The organism is Halomonas sp. M4R1S46, from assembly GCF_025725685.1.
Classification (GTDB): domain Bacteria; phylum Pseudomonadota; class Gammaproteobacteria; order Pseudomonadales; family Halomonadaceae; genus Halomonas.
Genome location: NZ_CP107008.1, coordinates 1,157,910 through 1,172,122 on the forward strand (window position 1 = coordinate 1,157,910; position 14,213 = coordinate 1,172,122).

The 14,213-nt window shown below is 69.5% G+C and carries 14 protein-coding genes and 1 tRNA gene; 6 read left to right on the forward strand and 9 right to left on the reverse strand.

Going from position 1 to position 14,213, the window contains the following annotated elements:
• Positions 1 to 21: 21 nt before the first annotated feature.
• The 8 genes from ychF to OCT48_RS05535 form a co-directional block, all read right to left on the reverse strand.
• Positions 22 to 1,113, reverse strand: a complete 1,092-nt coding sequence (ychF, locus tag OCT48_RS05500; protein ID WP_263591711.1) for a redox-regulated ATPase YchF — start codon at positions 1,111 to 1,113, stop codon at positions 22 to 24.
• Positions 1,114 to 1,271: 158 nt separating this feature from the next.
• A complete protein-coding gene (gene pth, locus OCT48_RS05505; RefSeq protein WP_263591712.1) occupies positions 1,272 to 1,856 on the reverse strand; it encodes an aminoacyl-tRNA hydrolase in 585 nt (194 codons plus the stop codon).
• A 115-nt stretch (positions 1,857 to 1,971) separates the two neighbouring features.
• The gene (locus OCT48_RS05510; RefSeq protein WP_263591713.1) at positions 1,972 to 2,640 is read right to left on the reverse strand and encodes a 50S ribosomal protein L25/general stress protein Ctc; all 669 of its coding nucleotides are present in this window, start codon (positions 2,638 to 2,640) and stop codon (positions 1,972 to 1,974) included.
• Positions 2,641 to 2,895: 255 nt separating this feature from the next.
• The gene (locus OCT48_RS05515; protein ID WP_263591714.1) at positions 2,896 to 3,837 is read right to left on the reverse strand and encodes a ribose-phosphate pyrophosphokinase; all 942 of its coding nucleotides are present in this window, start codon (positions 3,835 to 3,837) and stop codon (positions 2,896 to 2,898) included.
• A gap of 63 nt (positions 3,838 to 3,900) precedes the next feature.
• Positions 3,901 to 3,975: transfer RNA gene (locus OCT48_RS05520), tRNA-Gln, on the reverse strand.
• 58 nt (positions 3,976 to 4,033) lie between these two features.
• Positions 4,034 to 4,888, reverse strand: a complete 855-nt coding sequence (gene ispE, locus OCT48_RS05525; protein WP_263591715.1) for a 4-(cytidine 5'-diphospho)-2-C-methyl-D-erythritol kinase — start codon at positions 4,886 to 4,888, stop codon at positions 4,034 to 4,036.
• Positions 4,881 to 5,501, reverse strand: a complete 621-nt coding sequence (gene lolB / locus OCT48_RS05530; protein ID WP_263591716.1) for a lipoprotein insertase outer membrane protein LolB — start codon at positions 5,499 to 5,501, stop codon at positions 4,881 to 4,883. Before lolB ends, ispE begins: the two co-directional genes overlap by 8 nt.
• 23 nt (positions 5,502 to 5,524) lie before the next feature.
• Complete coding sequence (locus tag OCT48_RS05535; RefSeq protein ID WP_263591717.1) at positions 5,525 to 7,243, reverse strand: tetratricopeptide repeat protein; 1,719 nt, start codon at positions 7,241 to 7,243, stop codon at positions 5,525 to 5,527.
• A gap of 217 nt (positions 7,244 to 7,460) precedes the next feature.
• Here OCT48_RS05535 and hemA point away from each other — a divergent pair, with 217 nt between their 5' ends.
• The 5 genes from hemA (at position 7,461) to OCT48_RS05560 (ending at position 12,202) form a co-directional block, all read left to right on the forward strand.
• The gene (gene hemA, locus OCT48_RS05540; RefSeq protein ID WP_263592580.1) at positions 7,461 to 8,729 is read left to right on the forward strand and encodes a glutamyl-tRNA reductase; all 1,269 of its coding nucleotides are present in this window, start codon (positions 7,461 to 7,463) and stop codon (positions 8,727 to 8,729) included.
• A gap of 115 nt (positions 8,730 to 8,844) precedes the next feature.
• Positions 8,845 to 9,936 carry a peptide chain release factor 1 gene (gene prfA / locus OCT48_RS05545; protein WP_263591718.1) on the forward strand — a complete coding sequence of 364 codons (1,092 nt, stop codon included), beginning with the start codon at positions 8,845 to 8,847 and terminating at the stop codon, positions 9,934 to 9,936.
• Entirely contained in the window at positions 9,936 to 10,769 is an 834-nt protein-coding gene (gene prmC, locus OCT48_RS05550; RefSeq protein ID WP_263591719.1) for a peptide chain release factor N(5)-glutamine methyltransferase, read from the forward strand. Before prfA ends, prmC begins: the two co-directional genes overlap by 1 nt.
• Positions 10,770 to 10,949: 180 nt before the next feature.
• The gene (locus OCT48_RS05555; protein WP_263591720.1) at positions 10,950 to 11,450 is read left to right on the forward strand and encodes an Lrp/AsnC ligand binding domain-containing protein; all 501 of its coding nucleotides are present in this window, start codon (positions 10,950 to 10,952) and stop codon (positions 11,448 to 11,450) included.
• Positions 11,451 to 11,455: 5 nt separating this feature from the next.
• A complete protein-coding gene (locus tag OCT48_RS05560; RefSeq protein ID WP_263591721.1) occupies positions 11,456 to 12,202 on the forward strand; it encodes a HesA/MoeB/ThiF family protein in 747 nt (248 codons plus the stop codon).
• 85 nt (positions 12,203 to 12,287) lie between these two features.
• Here the strand turns inward: OCT48_RS05560 and OCT48_RS05565 are convergent, their stop codons facing one another.
• A complete protein-coding gene (locus OCT48_RS05565) occupies positions 12,288 to 12,863 on the reverse strand; it encodes a helix-turn-helix domain-containing protein (protein WP_263591722.1) in 576 nt (191 codons plus the stop codon).
• A 150-nt stretch (positions 12,864 to 13,013) separates the two neighbouring features.
• On the opposite strand from OCT48_RS05565, the gene tdh reads away from it, so the two are divergent.
• Entirely contained in the window at positions 13,014 to 14,039 is a 1,026-nt protein-coding gene (gene tdh, locus OCT48_RS05570; protein ID WP_263591723.1) for an L-threonine 3-dehydrogenase, read from the forward strand.
• Positions 14,040 to 14,213: the final 174 nt, after the last annotated feature.

Genomic DNA, 14,213 nt, shown 5'->3' on the forward strand with positions numbered 1-14,213 from the left:
GTTGCGTCAAGCGTCGCGTCCTTAGACGTTAAAGCGGAAGTGGATGACGTCGCCATCCTGGACGACGTAGTCCTTGCCTTCCAGGCGCCACTTGCCGGCATCCTTGGCACCCTGCTCGCCGCCCAGCGCCACGAAATCGTCGTAGGCCACGACCTCGGCGCGGATGAAGCCCTTCTGGAAGTCGGTATGGATCACCCCGGCGGCCTCCGGCGCGGTGGCGCCGACCCTGACGGTCCAGGCGCGGACCTCCTTCACCCCGGCGGTGAAGTAGGTCTGCAGGCCGAGCAGGGCATAGCCGGCGCGGATCACCCGGTCCAGCCCCGGCTCCGCCATGCCCATCTCGTCGAGGAACATGGCGCGTTCCTCGTCGTCGAGTTCGGCAATCTCGGCCTCGATCTGGTTGCACACCGGCACCACCACGGCCTCCTCGGCGGCGGCGATCTCCCTGACCACCTCGAGGTAGGGATTGTTCTCGAAGCCGTCCTCGTTGACGTTGGCGATGTACATGGTCGGCTTGAGGGTCAGGAAGCCGAAGCTCTTGAGCTGGCGCTTCTCGTCGTCGTCGAGGCCGAAGCTTCTCAGCGGCTGGCCCTCGGCCAGGTGGGGCTGGATGCGGTCGAGGATCGCCTTGGTGGCGATGGCCTCCTTGTCGCCGCCCTTGACCACCCGGGTCAGGCGCTGGATGGCGCGATCGACGGTATCGAGGTCGGCCAGCGCCAGTTCGAGGTTGATGGTCTCGATGTCGGTGCGCGGATCGATCTCGTTGGCCACGTGGATGACGTTGTCGTTGTCGAAGCAGCGCACCACGTGGGCGATGGCCTGGGTCTCGCGGATGTTGGCCAGGAACTGGTTGCCGAGTCCCTCGCCCTTGGAGGCGCCGGCCACCAGGCCGGCGATGTCGACGAACTCCATGGTGGTGGGCAGCACCTTCTGCGGCTTGACGATCTCGGCCAGCCGGTCGAGGCGCGGGTCCGGCATCGGCACGATGCCGACGTTGGGCTCGATGGTGCAGAAGGGGAAGTTCTCGGCGTCGATGCCCGACTTGGTCAGGGCATTGAAGAGGGTGGACTTGCCGACGTTGGGCAGGCCGACGATACCGCAGTTGAAACCCATGGGATCTTCCTGGAAAGAGAGTTCGATGGTGGCGATTGGCCGGTATTCTACTCGACCGAGCCGTCAGCCTTAAGCGGTAAGCCGTAAGAAAGCCCGTCCCGGCCAGTAAGGGGTGACGTACCGCTTATGGCTGCACGCTTACCGCCAGCTTTTCCGCCTCAGGCGGAAAAGCTGTGCAGCCGCTGCATGGCGCGCGGCCAGTCGCCGGCGATGGCCAGGGGCAGGGTGGCCAGGCACTCGTCGATGGCGGCGTCGATGGCGGCGCGCTCGGCCTTGCCCGGGCGGCCCAGTACATAGTTGGTCACCTGGCGGGCCTCGCCGGGGTGGCCGATGCCGATGCGCAGGCGGTGAAAGGACTTGTCGTTGCCCAGCGCGCGAATGATGTCGCGCAGGCCGTTGTGTCCGCCATGCCCGCCGCCCTGCTTGTAGCGGGCCGTGCCGGGGGGCATGTCCAGCTCGTCGTGGGCCACCAGCAACTCGTCGGGAGCGAGCTTGTAGAACTGCACCAGCGCGGCCACGGCGCCGCCGCTGCGGTTCATGAAGGTGGTGGGTTCGAGCAGGTGCAGGTCCCTGTCGGCGACACGGACGCGGGCATGGCGTCCCAGGAACTTCCTGTCCGGGCGCAACTCGCCGCCGGCGTCCCGGGCCAGGGCGTGGAGCAGCCAGGCGCCGGCGTTGTGGCGGGTGGCGTCGTACTCGGCGCCGGGGTTGCCCAGGCCGATGATCGCTTTCAACTGGCTCATGCCGGTGTCCTCGCGTGCGGCGTGATGGCCAAAAAAAATCAAGCGCCGAGGCGCTTGATCCGTGGAGACGGGGCGGGCATGCCGAGGGATCGGCATGCCCGCCGGCAACGGCCGATTACTCGGTGTCGCCTTCGCCCTTGGGCTCTTCGCCCTTGGCTTCCTCACCGGCGGCCTCTTCGCCTTCTTCCGCTGCCTCGGCGCGGACCTTGGCCTTGGTGACGCTCACCAGGGCGTTGTCGTGGTCTTCACCGTGGGTCAGCGCGACCAGGGTCACGCCGGCCGGTACCGTGAGGTCGGACAGGTGCAGGGTGGTGCCCAGCTCGATGTTGCTGATGTCGACTTCCAGGTACTCCGGCAGATCCTTCGGCAGGCAGCTGATCTCGACCTCGGAGGCCAGGATGTGCAGCTCGCCGTCCTGATCCTTGATGGCCTTGCTGCTGTCTTCGCCGATCACGTGCAGCGGCACGCTCAGGGTCAGTTCGTGAGTGGCATCGACGCGCATGAAGTCGGCGTGGGTCAGCAGCGCCTTGTAGGGGTGACGCTGCAGGTCACGCACCACCACCTGCTGGGCCTTGCCGTCCACCGTCAGGTTGATCACGGACGAGAAGAAGGCCTCGTCCTCGATCGCCTTGTAGAAGGCGGTCTTGTCGACGGCGATGGCCTGGGGGGCCTGCTCACCACCATAGATGATGGCCGGCACTTGCTCGTTCGCACGACGCAGGCGGCGGCTCGCACCTTTCCCCAGGTCGTTGCGAACGCTGGCGTTGAGGTTGAAATCGGACATGGTATTGCCTCTTGCTAGAAGTAAGGAAGACATCGGGGTCCGCGACCAGGCCCTTCGAGCCTGCCCAAGATCTGCTGCGCGTCGGGCATACGGCGTTGAAATCGTGTTCAGAATGCTCATTTACAACACGTAAACTGCGCTTCTTCACCCGATTTCGCCTTGTCTGCCCCTGGCTCGCGAAATCTTGAACAGTCTCTCGACGTTTCCGGACGCCCCGAAGGGCACGTTCCGGCGCCCCGTCCCGCTGAGTCGGCCTCAGTGGAACATGGCGCTGACGGATTCCTCGTTGCTGACCCGCCGGATCGCCTCGGCGATCAGGCCGGCCACGCTGAGCTGACGGATACGCCCGCTGCGACGGGCGGTGTCGGAAAGCGGGATGGTATCGGTGACGACCACCTCGTCCAGCACCGAGCCGGTGATGTTGTCGACGGCGGGGCCGGACAGGATCGGGTGGGTGGCATAGGCCACCACGCGGCGGGCGCCGTGCTCCTTGAGCGCCTCGCCGGCCTTGCACAGAGTGCCGGCGGTATCGATCATGTCGTCCACCACCACGCAGGTACGGTCCTGGATCTCGCCGATGATGTGCATCACCTGGGCCTGGTTGGCCTGGGGGCGGCGCTTGTCGATGATCGCCAGGTCGGCGTTGAGCTGCTTGGCGATGGCTCGGGCCCGCACCACGCCGCCGACGTCCGGCGAGACCACGACCAGGTCGTCGTAGTTCTGGCGTTCGATGTCGTCGAGCAGGATCGGCGAGCCGTAGACGTTGTCCACCGGCACGTCGAAGAAGCCCTGGATCTGGTCGGCGTGCAGATCCATGGTCATCACCCGGTCGACGCCGGCCTTGACCATCATGTCGGCAACGATCTTGGCGGAGATCGGCACTCGGGCGGAGCGGACGCGACGGTCCTGACGGGCGTAGCCGAAGTAGGGGACCACCGCCGTGACCCGGCTGGCGGAGGCCCGGCGCAGGGCGTCCACCATCAGGATCATTTCCATCAGGTTGTCGTTGGTCGGTGCACAGGTGGGTTGCAGGATGAATACATCCTTGCCGCGCACGTTCTCGTTGATCTCGACCGCGACTTCGCCGTCACTGAACTGGCCGACCGTGGCGTTGCCCAACCGGTTGTCCAGGCTCTCGGCCACTTTCTGGGCGAGTTCGGGATTGGCGTTCCCGGCGAAAACCATCAATTTTGACACGCGCAGCCACCTTTGCAGTGTTGGGTCTTCAGGAGTCGGATCGGTGCCGTTCCGGGGTGGAAATGGCTGGGGTAGCAGGATTCGAACCTGCGCATGGCGATACCAAAAACCGCTGCCTTACCGCTTGGCTATACCCCAGCAACCTTAACCGTGCCGGATCGACCCATGTGCCGCCGTGCCCAGGGGGAGGGGGCGGTCATCGATCCAGGGCATCATGAAGAGGAGAACGGTTCAGGCCGCGCGCCTCGAAGGCGTGCCAGCCCGCCGGCATCTCGGCCAGCAGCGCATCGGCGTCGACCTCGCGATCCAGGCTGGCAAAGACACAGGCCCCGGTGCCCGTCAACATCGACGGTGCCCGGTCACGCAGCCAGTCGAGAACGCGGGCGACCTCGGGATACAGTGTCCGGACCGTGGGCTCGCAGTCGTTGCGCCAGCTCGCCGCTCCCCCCTGCAGTGCGCGCGCCATGGTAATCGGGGGGGTATCCCGTGTCAATTCCGGGGCCTGGAACACCGCCGGGGTGGAGACCGTGACGCCGGGATGGACGACCACGAACCAGGGGGTGTCCAGCGTCACGGGGGTCAGCCGTTCGCCGACCCCTTCGGCCCAGGCGGCGTGGCCGCGGACGAAGACCGGCACGTCGGCGCCGAGGGTCAGGCCCAGCTCGGCCAGGGCGTCGAGGGACAGGCCGAGCCCCCAGAGGCGGTCCAGCCCCAGCAGGGTGGTGGCGGCATCGCTGCTGCCTCCGCCCAGCCCGCCGCCCAGCGGCAGGCGCTTGTCCAGGTGCAGGTCGGCGCCCTGGCGGGTGCCCGTGGCCTCCCGCAGCAGCCGGGCCGCCCGCAGGATCAGGTTGTCGTCGGCGGCGACGCCGGCCAGCGCCGGGCGCAGGCGCAGGGTATCGTCGTCGCGGCGGCCAAGCGTCAGGGTATCGCCGTGATCGAGGAACTGGAACAGCGTCTGCAGCTCGTGGTAGCCGTCGGCGCGGCGTCCGGTGATATGCAGCAGCCGATTGAGCTTGGCCGGGGCCGGCAGCACCAGGCGCGACTCAGGCATCGCCGGGCTCCGGCTGCCAGCGGGTCACCACCAGGGTGACCCGGAGCTCGTCGTAGGTCATGGTCATCCGGCGCGGCAGCCACAGGTCCGCGGCTCGGGTCCAGGCCCGGTAGTCGATGCGCCAGCCGTCCTGATGGAGCGCCTGGGGAAAGCCGCGGGCGTCGCGTTCCAGGCGGTGGGGGCGTTCCGCGGCGGGGAGGCCGCGGATCCAGTCGGTCAGTGCCGAGACCGGCAGTGACCAGCCCAGTTGCTGTTGCATCAGCGCCTCGGGGTTGTCGGCCTCGAAGCGGCCTTCCCCGGTGGTCAGCGACACCCGCCCCTGGCGTCCCTCGAGCACGCTGCGCCCGCTGCCGAAAGGGCCGCTGAGCAGGATGCGGTAATGATAGGGGGTCTGGCGCCAGTCCAGGTTGGCGCTGGTCGAGTCCTCGGGCGTACGCAGCCCGGCCTTGCCGGTCAGCTCCCAGGCCTGGAGCGCCGCCAGTCGTTCGCGCTGGGCCTCCCACTGGCCGGCGCTGCGCTCCATCTCCCCCGTGGGGGGGCGGGTGGCGCAGCCGGCCAGCAGGGCCAGGCCCAGGGCCAGCCATAACAGGTGTCTCGGTCGATGGCGTCGCATGGTCGATTCCCTTCGCGGGTGGTTCAGGGGGTGAGCTCGGGGAGGCGGTCGCGCAGTGCCTCGATGGCCGGGCGGGGGGCGAAGCGCTCTTGCGCCGTCTCGAGCAGCGCCCGGGCGCGCTCGCGCTCGCCCAGCTGCCAGAGGACCTCGATCAGGTGGGCGGCCACTTCCTGGTCGGGCATGGCGGCCCAGGCCCGCTCCAGCCAGGGCAGGGCGGTCTCGGGTTCCCCCTGGCGATAATACACCCAGCCGAGGCTGTCGAGGATGGCCGGGTTGTCCGGCGCCAGTCGGTGGGCGCGCTCGATCAGGCGCTGGGCCTCGTCCAGCCGGCCGGCCAGGTTCTCGTCGGCCAGGGTATAGCCCAGGGCGTTGAGGGCATTGGCGTTGTCGGGCTCCCGTTCGATGATGGCGCGCAGGTGGGTCTCCATGGCGGCCAGGTCGCCGCCCTCGTAGGCGCGCATGGCGCGCTGGTAGCGCAGCCGGGTGGCGTCCGGGTACTGGTCGATGCTGCGCACGAGCAGGGCATCGGCCTGGGCGCGGGCGCCGGCCTCGTCGAGCAGCTCCACCTCCAGGGACACCAGCTCGGGGGCGGCTTCCTCATGGCGCAGCCGCTCGATGCGCAGGAAGGTCCGGGCGTCGAGCAGGCGGTCGTGCTCCACCAGCATGCGGGCCGCCCGGATCCGGGAGATCAGGAAGCGTTCGCCCTCCGGGACCTGGCGATAATAGAGGAGGGCGTTGTCCACTTCGCCTTCCTCCTCGGCGATGCTGCCCAGCAGCAGGAAGGCCAGGGGCGGCGTGTCGCCGTCGCCGATCAGCGGCAGCAGCAGGCGGCGCGCCGGTCGCGGGTGCCCCTCCTCCAGGTAGAGCCGGGCCAGGGCCAGGCGCAGCTCGGGGGTGTCGCCATGGTCCTCGAGCAGGGCGTCGGTATTGGCCTCGGCGGCGGCGAGGTTGCCGAGCCGGATCTCCGCCTGGGCCGTCAGCAGCATCAGCCGCGGGTCGCCGGGGGCCAGCGTGAGTCCGCGCCGGGCCGCCGCCTTGGCGCGCTGCGGGGACTCGCTGTCCAGGGCCACCACGGCACGGATGCGCCACAGCGCCGGCAGCTCCGGGGCGCGAGCCGCCAGCCGCTCCAGTCGCTGGCGCGCCGCCCGATACTCGCCCGCCGCGGCCTCGAGCAGGGCGGTGGCGAGCTCGGCATCCGGCGGGGCGGTGGCGGTATCGGCCAGGTGGCGTCGCAGGCGGGCCAGCAGCGGAAGCGGGTCGGCGCCGGTCTCGAGGGCCCCCTCGACGAAGTCCAGCAGCTCGCCCTCGCCGCCGCGGTCGATCACGGCGAGCCGTTGGTCCAGCGCCGTGGACCAGTCGCCACGCTGCAGGGCGAGGCTGGCCAGCAGCCGGGCCGGGGCGTCGCTCTCGGGTGCCAGGGCCTGCCAGCGGCGGGCCGCTTCCTCGAGCAGTTGCGGGTCCTCGTCGAAGCGGGCGGCCAGGGCGGCGCGCTCGGCCAGGGAGGCGTCCCCGTAGCGTTCGGCGGTCTCGAGGTAGCCGCGGGTGGCGCGTCGATAGTCGCCACGCTGCCCGGCGAGTTCCGCCACCAGCAGCGAGGAGAGGCCCTCGGCATCCAGGCCCTGGGTGATGGGCGGTGCCCCGGCCATGGGGTCCGCGGTCACCGGCTGGGGCGCCAGGCTCTGGCAGCCGCCGAGCAACAGGGTCAGGCCGAGGGCGACGAGCGGACGGCGAGCGAGTGTCATGGGGGATCGGCGGGGCATGCGAGTCTCGAGGTGAAGGCCGAGCCGCCAGCATAACGGCTTGGTTCCGTTGGGCAAAGGACAACGCCCTCGGCGGGGCGCCTCGCGGGGTCGGCCTATGGTAGAATGTTGCGCCGTGGAGACGAGGCGGATGTCCGCCCGGGAATTCTCCACCTCTATCCCGAAGATGCCGGACCACTACCCGAAGACGCCGACACGCATGACGCTGCTTGCCCTGGGAATCAACCATCGGACCGCGACCGTCGAGGTGCGCGAACAGGTCGCCTTCACGCCGACGCAGCTGGAGTCGGCGCTGGCCGAACTGCGCATCCTCCCCGGGGTGCAGGAGGCCGCCGTGCTCTCCACCTGCAACCGCACCGAGCTGTATTGCGTCACCGGAGAGGCCGGCGAGCGGGCGATCCTCGAGTGGCTGGGCCGCTTCCACGGTCTCGAGGTCGAGGCCCTGACGTCCTGTGCCTACCACTTCCTGGACAACGATGCCGCCCGCCACCTGATGCGGGTGGCCGTGGGCCTGGATTCCATGGTGCTGGGCGAACCGCAGATCCTTGGCCAGCTCAAGGAGGCCTACCAGGTGGCGCGGCGCGCCAAGGGGATGGGCGGCGAGCTGGAGTGCCTCTTCCAGCAGACCTTCGCCGTGGCCAAGCAGGTCCGCACCGAGACCGGCATCGGGCGCAACCCCGTTTCGGTGGCCTATGCCGCGGTCAGCCTGGCCAGCCGGATCTTCGACGACTTCTCGCGCTCCCGGGCGCTGCTGATCGGCGCCGGCGAGACCATCGAACTGGTCGCGCGGCATCTCCACGAGGCCCGGGTGAAGCAACTGACGGTGGCCAACCGCACCCGGGAGCGCGCCAAGCAGCTGGCCGGCCCCCTGGGCGGCGAGGCCATCACCCTGGACGAGATTCCCGAGGCGCTGGTCCGGGCCGACATCGTGATCGCCTCCACGGCGGCGCCGCTGCCGATCCTCGGCAAGGGGATGGTGGAGCGGGCCCTCAAGCGCCGGCGCCATCGGCCGGTGTTCATGGTCGATATCGCCGTCCCCCGGGACATCGAGCCCGAGGTGGGTGAGCTCTCCGACGTCTTCCTCTATACCGTCGATGACCTCGAGGAGGTCATCGAGGAAAACCGCCGTCACCGTCAGGTCGCCGCGGACCACGCCGAGTCGCTGATCGAGCATGGCGTCGGCCGCTGGCTGTACGAGCGCCGCCTGCGCAGTGGCGGCGAGCTGATCCGCGACGTCCGCGCCCGGGGCGAGGCGCTGCGCGACCAGGCCCGTGACCAGGCGCTGGCACGCCTGGCCCGGGGCGAGGATCCCGCGGCGGTGGTGGAGCGCCTGGCCCACCAGCTGACCAACCGGCTGCTGCACCGGCCCACGGTGGCGCTGCGGGAGGCCGCCAGCGACGAGCGTCAGGAGTTGCTGGACGCCGCCACCGAGCTGCTGCTGGACGACGCCGCCAGGGCTTCCCACTAGGGCCCCCGACGATGAAGGCTGCCCTGCGTCAGCGTCGCGACGCCCGTGCCCGGTGCTCCCGTGCTCCCGCCGGGCGCGTCTTTCGATTCCGACACTTTCCGATAGGACTCCGTTGATGAAAGCATCCCTGCGTCAGCGTCTCGACGCCTTCGCCGAGCGCTTCGAGGAGCTCGCCGCCCTGCTGGCCGATCCCGAGGTGATCACCGACCAGTCTCGCTTTCGCGACTATTCCCGCGAGTACGCCGAGCTCGACGCCCTGGTGGAGGCCTGGCGCGAGTATCGGCGCGTGGAGGGCGACATCGAGGCCGCCGAGGCCCTGGCCGACGATGCGGATGCCGAGATGCGCGAGCTGGCCGAGATGGAGCGCGACGAGGGCCGCGAGCGCCTCGAGGCGCTGGAGGGGCGGCTCAAGCAGCTGCTGGTGCCCCGCGACCCGGACGATGCCGGCAACGTCTTCCTGGAGATCCGTGCCGGCACCGGCGGCGACGAGGCGGCCCTGTTCGCCGGCGACCTCTTCCGCATGTATTCGCGCTACGCCGAGCAGCACGGCTGGAAGGTCGAGGTCATCAGTGCCAGCCACGGCGACCAGGGCGGCTACAAGGAGATCATCTCGCGGGTCAAGGGCGAGGGCGTCTACGCCCGACTCAAGTTCGAATCGGGGGCCCACCGGGTGCAGCGGGTTCCGGCCACCGAGTCCCAGGGGCGCATCCATACCTCGGCCTGCACCGTGGCGGTGATGCCCGAGGCCGCCGAGGTCGGCGAGGTCGACATCGACGCCGGCGACCTGCGCGTCGACACCTACCGGTCCAGCGGGGCCGGCGGCCAGCACGTCAACACCACCGACTCGGCCATCCGCATCACCCACCTGCCCACCGGGGTGGTGGTGGAGTGCCAGGAGGAGCGCAGCCAGCACAAGAACCGCGCCAAGGCCATGTCGCTGCTCGCCGCCCGCCTCAAGCAGGCGGCCCAGGACAGCCAGCGCCGGCAGCAGGCCGACGAGCGGCGCTCGCTGGTCGGCTCCGGCGATCGCAGCGAGCGCATCCGCACCTACAACTTTCCCCAGGGCCGGGTCACCGACCACCGCATCAACCTGACCCTCTACAAGCTGGGCGAGGTGATCGGCGGCGAGCAGCTCGACGAGGTCATCGAGCCGCTCATCCACGAGTACCAGGCCGAGCAGCTGGCCGCTCTCCAGCAGGAGGCCTGATGCGCCTGGACGACCTCCTGCGGGACGCCAGCCGCCGGTTCGCGGCCGCCGGCTCGCCCAGTGCCCGGCTCGACGCCGAGGTGCTGCTGTGCCACGTGCTGGGAGTCGACCGGACCTGGCTGTATACCTGGGGGGACCGCGACGCCGAGCCCGACGCCGTGGCGCGCTTCGAGGCCCTGGTCGCGGCGCGGGAGGACGGGCGGCCGGTGGCGCATCTCACCGGGGAGCGGGAGTTCTGGGGGCTGGCCCTGGCCACCTCGCCGAGCACGCTGATCCCCCGTCCGGATACCGAGACCCTGGTGGCGGCCGCGCTGGGCCTGGCGGCCGAGGCCCCGGGCCGGCTGCTCGACCTGGGCACCGGCACCGGCGCGGTGGCCCTGGCCTTCGCCTCCGAGCGCCCGTCCTGGGCGGTGACCGGCGTCGACCTGCGCCCCGAGGCGGTGGCCCTGGCCCGGCACAACGCCACGCGACTGGGTATCGGCAACGCCGATTTCCGGGCCAGCGACTGGTTCGCGGCCCTGGCCGGTGAGCACTTCGCGCTGATCGTCGCCAACCCGCCCTACCTGGCCGATGACGACCCCCACCTGGAGCAGGGCGATGTGCGCTTCGAGCCGCGCAGCGCCCTGGTGGCGGCCGACGAGGGCTTGGCCGACCTGTATCACCTGGTCGAGGCGGCCCGCGCGCACCTCGCCCCCGGGGGCTGGCTGCTGCTGGAGCATGGCGCGACCCAGGGCCCGGCGGTGCGCGAGGCGCTGTGCGCCGCCGGCTATGCGGCCGTGACCAGCCGAACCGACCTCGCCGGCCACGAGCGGGTCAGCCTGGGACGTCGTTGAGGCGGGGCTGGAGCCGGACCGGTGGCTGTGTTACACCTGATAACAGTAAAAAACGCCATTGGCCGCCGCCTTTTCGTGAGTGAATACCATCAATCATCCGTTTCACGGTGATTTTCAGGCGATGACTCCGCCGCGGCGGCCGGATACTCACTGCTTTCCGGCGCGCCAGCCAGGATGACAATGAAAACCAAGACCCGCTCGCTCGACCGTATCGACCTCAAGATCCTGCGTTGCCTGCAGGAGAATGCCCGCATTTCCTATGTGGACCTCGCCTCCCAGGTGGGGCTCTCCACCACGCCTTGCCTGGAGCGCGTCAAGCGCCTGGAGCGCTCCGGGGTGATCCGCGGCTACAAGGCGCTGCTCGACCCCCGCGCCCTCCGGGCCAACCTGCTGGTGTTCGTCGAGATCAGCCTGGAGACCCAGTCCCCGGCGGTGTTCGACGAGTTCCGTCGCGCGGTGGCCAAGCTGCCCCAGATCCAGGAGTGCCACCTGGTGTCGGGGCAGTTCGACTATATCCTCAAGTGCCGCATCCCCGAGATGTCGGCCTATCGCCAGCTGCTCGGCGACGTGGTCCTGACCCTTCCCGGGGTCAAGGAGTCGAAGAGCTATGTGGTCATGGAGGAGGTCAAGGAGGACTTCACGCTGCATGTCCCGGACATCGAGGAGTTCGACGAGAAGTGAGCCCCATGAACGATGAGGCGCTGTTGCGCTACAGCCGTCAGATCATGCTCGAGCAGATCGACATCGACGGCCAGGAACGCCTGCTGGCCGGCCATGCCCTGGTGGTGGGCGCCGGCGGGCTCGGCTCGCCGGTGGCCCTGTATCTCGCCGCGGCGGGCCTCGGCCGGTTGACCCTGGCCGACGACGATGCGGTGGAGCTGTCCAACCTGCAGCGCCAGATCGCCCACGGCACGGCCGACCTCGGCCGTCCCAAGGCGGAGTCGGCCCGGGAGGCGGCCCTGGCGGTCAACCCGGACTGCGACGTCAGGGCCGTGACCGAGCGCCTCGCGGCCGAGGCCCTGGCGGCCGCGGTCGCCGAGGCCGACGTGGTCCTCGACTGCACCGACCGCTTCGAGAGCCGCTATGCCATCAACGCCGCCTGCCGCGAGGCCGGCGTGCCGCTGGTCTCGGGGGCGGCCATCCGCTTCTCCGGCCAGCTGGCGGTCTTCGACCCGCGTGACCCGGACGGGCCCTGCTATGCCTGCCTGTACCCCCCGGGGGAGGGCGGTGACGAGGAGCTGCGCTGCGCCGAGAACGGCGTGGTGGCACCGCTGGTCGGGCTGGTCGGCTGCTTCCAGGCGCTCGAGGCGCTCAAGCTGGTCAGCGGCGCCGGTCGGGTGCATCAGGGCCTTTCCACCTTCGACGGCCTCACCGGCCAGTGGCGGCATTTCCGCGTGCCGCGGGACCCGGCCTGCCCGGTGTGCGGCGGCTGAGCTCCCCGGTCGCGCCCGGCGCGGCGCCCGGGCCGCGTCATCGTCTCCTCGCCCCCTCGCTGCGGGGCCTCGCGGCCGAAGTGCCCTACTCGTAGGTCACCACCAGGAAGGCCAGCAGCTCCTCGTCGCTGACGTTCTCGATGACGTGTTCCTGATCGGCCTGGTAGTGCGCCGAATCCCCCGTGGCGAGTCGGCACTCGTTGTCCCCGGCGATCACCCGGGCGCTGCCCCGGGTAATGGTCAATAATTCCCGTGTCCCCTCGAAGTGGGAGGTGCTGCGCAGGCAGGCACGGGGGGCGATGCGCAGCTCGTAGAACTCGACATGCTTCTCGAGGTGCAGCGGCGACAGGGTGCGGATGCGGCATTCGCGGTCGTCGCGAAACAGGTGGGTGGCGTCGTCGCCGCGCACCACCTCGATGCGGGAGGCCGTCCAGGGCTGGTCGACCAGGTCGCCGATGCTCAGGCCGAAGGCCTGGGCGATGCGCAGGGTCACCGCCAGGGTCGGGTTGGCGCGGCCGCGCTCGATCTGGCTGAGCATCGAGCGGCTGACCCCGCAGGCGGAGGCCAGCTGGTCCAGGGTCAGGCCGCGCTTCTTGCGCAGCTCGCTGACGCGGTCGCCGAGCAGCTGGCCGCCGTCGTCAGGCGTTGTCGGTTCCTTCATGGGTTCGTCGGCCCTCCCGCCATCCACTATCGAGGAATAAATTCTTGCATAGTGGATTTTATCCACTATGCTGGAATTGATTCCTTCATGGTAAGCATTCGGGCAAGGATTGCCAGGGAGGAGACTCATTCCCAGCGTCGAGGAGGCGACATGAAGGCACTGGTCAAGCGAGAGGCGGCGCCGGGGCTGTGGCTCGAGGACGTGCCCGCCCCGGGGGCCGGCATCAACGACGTGCTGGTACGGGTCAAGCGCACGGCCATCTGCGGCACCGACCTGCATATCTACAACTGGGATCACTGGGCGGAGCAGACCATCCCGGTGCCCATGGTCGTGGGCCACGAGTTCGTCGGCGAGATCGTCGAGGTGGGGGCCAACGTCAACGACTTCCATCCCGGCCAGATCGTCTCGGGAGAGGGGCATGTGGTCTGCGGGCGCTGCCGCAACTGCCTGGCGGGTCGCCGCCACCTGTGCGCCCATACCCGGGGGATCGGCGTCAACCGGCCAGGCGCCTTCGCCGAGTACGTGGTCCTGCCCATGTCCAACGTCTGGGAGCACCGCCCCGGCATCGACCTGGACGTGGCGGCGCTGTTCGACCCCCTGGGGAACGCCGTGCACACCGCCCTGCAGTTCGACGTGCTCGGCGAGGACGTGTTGATCACCGGGGCCGGCCCCATCGGTGCCATGGCCGCGGCCGTGTGCCGACACGCCGGGGCGCGTCACGTGGTGATCACCGATCTCAATCCCCGGCGCCTGGCCCTGGCCGAGACCCTGGGGGCGACGCGCACCGTCAATGTCGCCGAGGAGAGTCTGGCCGAGGTGCAGCGCTCGCTGGGCATGGTCGAGGGCTTCGACGTGGGCCTGGAGATGTCCGGCAGTCCCGCGGCCTTCCAGGACATGCTCGCCAACATGTGTCACGGCGGCAGGGTGGCGATGCTCGGCATTCCCACCGAGGAACTGGCCATCAACTGGAACACCGTGATCTTCAACATGCTGACCATCAAGGGCGTGTATGGCCGGGAGATGTACGAGACCTGGTACAAGATGTCGGTGCTGGTGGAGTCGGGAATGGATATCTCGCCGGTGATCACCCACCGCCTGCCCTACACCGACTTCGAGCAGGGCTTCCAGGCCATGCTGGCCGGGGAGGCCAGCAAGGTGATTCTGAACTGGGATTGATCGGTATCCGCGTAGCGCCCGGAAGCGAGGAGTGCCGAGGGCAAGGTGTCGCGAGGGTCCTGCTCCATGGGTGAGGAGGATTCCTCCGAACGGGCTGGCCATGGATGGCCAGCACCGGACTTGCAAGCGGAGCAGGATGCGAGAGCGTCGCAGGGCGTCAGAAGCGCCCAGGGA

Coding starts and splice junctions, on each gene's coding strand:
- ychF (WP_263591711.1), bottom strand. CDS start 1,113: ATGGGTTTCAACTGCGGTATCGTCGGCCTGCCCAACGTCGGCAAGTCC.
- pth (WP_263591712.1), bottom strand. CDS start 1,856: ATGAGCCAGTTGAAAGCGATCATCGGCCTGGGCAACCCCGGCGCCGAG.
- OCT48_RS05510 (WP_263591713.1), bottom strand. CDS start 2,640: ATGTCCGATTTCAACCTCAACGCCAGCGTTCGCAACGACCTGGGGAAA.
- ispE (WP_263591715.1), bottom strand. CDS start 4,888: ATGCCTGAGTCGCGCCTGGTGCTGCCGGCCCCGGCCAAGCTCAATCGG.
- lolB (WP_263591716.1), bottom strand. CDS start 5,501: ATGCGACGCCATCGACCGAGACACCTGTTATGGCTGGCCCTGGGCCTG.
- OCT48_RS05535 (WP_263591717.1), bottom strand. CDS start 7,243: ATGACACTCGCTCGCCGTCCGCTCGTCGCCCTCGGCCTGACCCTGTTG.
- hemA (WP_263592580.1), top strand. CDS start 7,461: ATGACGCTGCTTGCCCTGGGAATCAACCATCGGACCGCGACCGTCGAG.
- prfA (WP_263591718.1), top strand. CDS start 8,845: ATGAAAGCATCCCTGCGTCAGCGTCTCGACGCCTTCGCCGAGCGCTTC.
- prmC (WP_263591719.1), top strand. CDS start 9,936: ATGCGCCTGGACGACCTCCTGCGGGACGCCAGCCGCCGGTTCGCGGCC.
- OCT48_RS05555 (WP_263591720.1), top strand. CDS start 10,950: ATGAAAACCAAGACCCGCTCGCTCGACCGTATCGACCTCAAGATCCTG.
- OCT48_RS05560 (WP_263591721.1), top strand. CDS start 11,456: ATGAACGATGAGGCGCTGTTGCGCTACAGCCGTCAGATCATGCTCGAG.
- OCT48_RS05565 (WP_263591722.1), bottom strand. CDS start 12,863: ATGAAGGAACCGACAACGCCTGACGACGGCGGCCAGCTGCTCGGCGAC.
- tdh (WP_263591723.1), top strand. CDS start 13,014: ATGAAGGCACTGGTCAAGCGAGAGGCGGCGCCGGGGCTGTGGCTCGAG.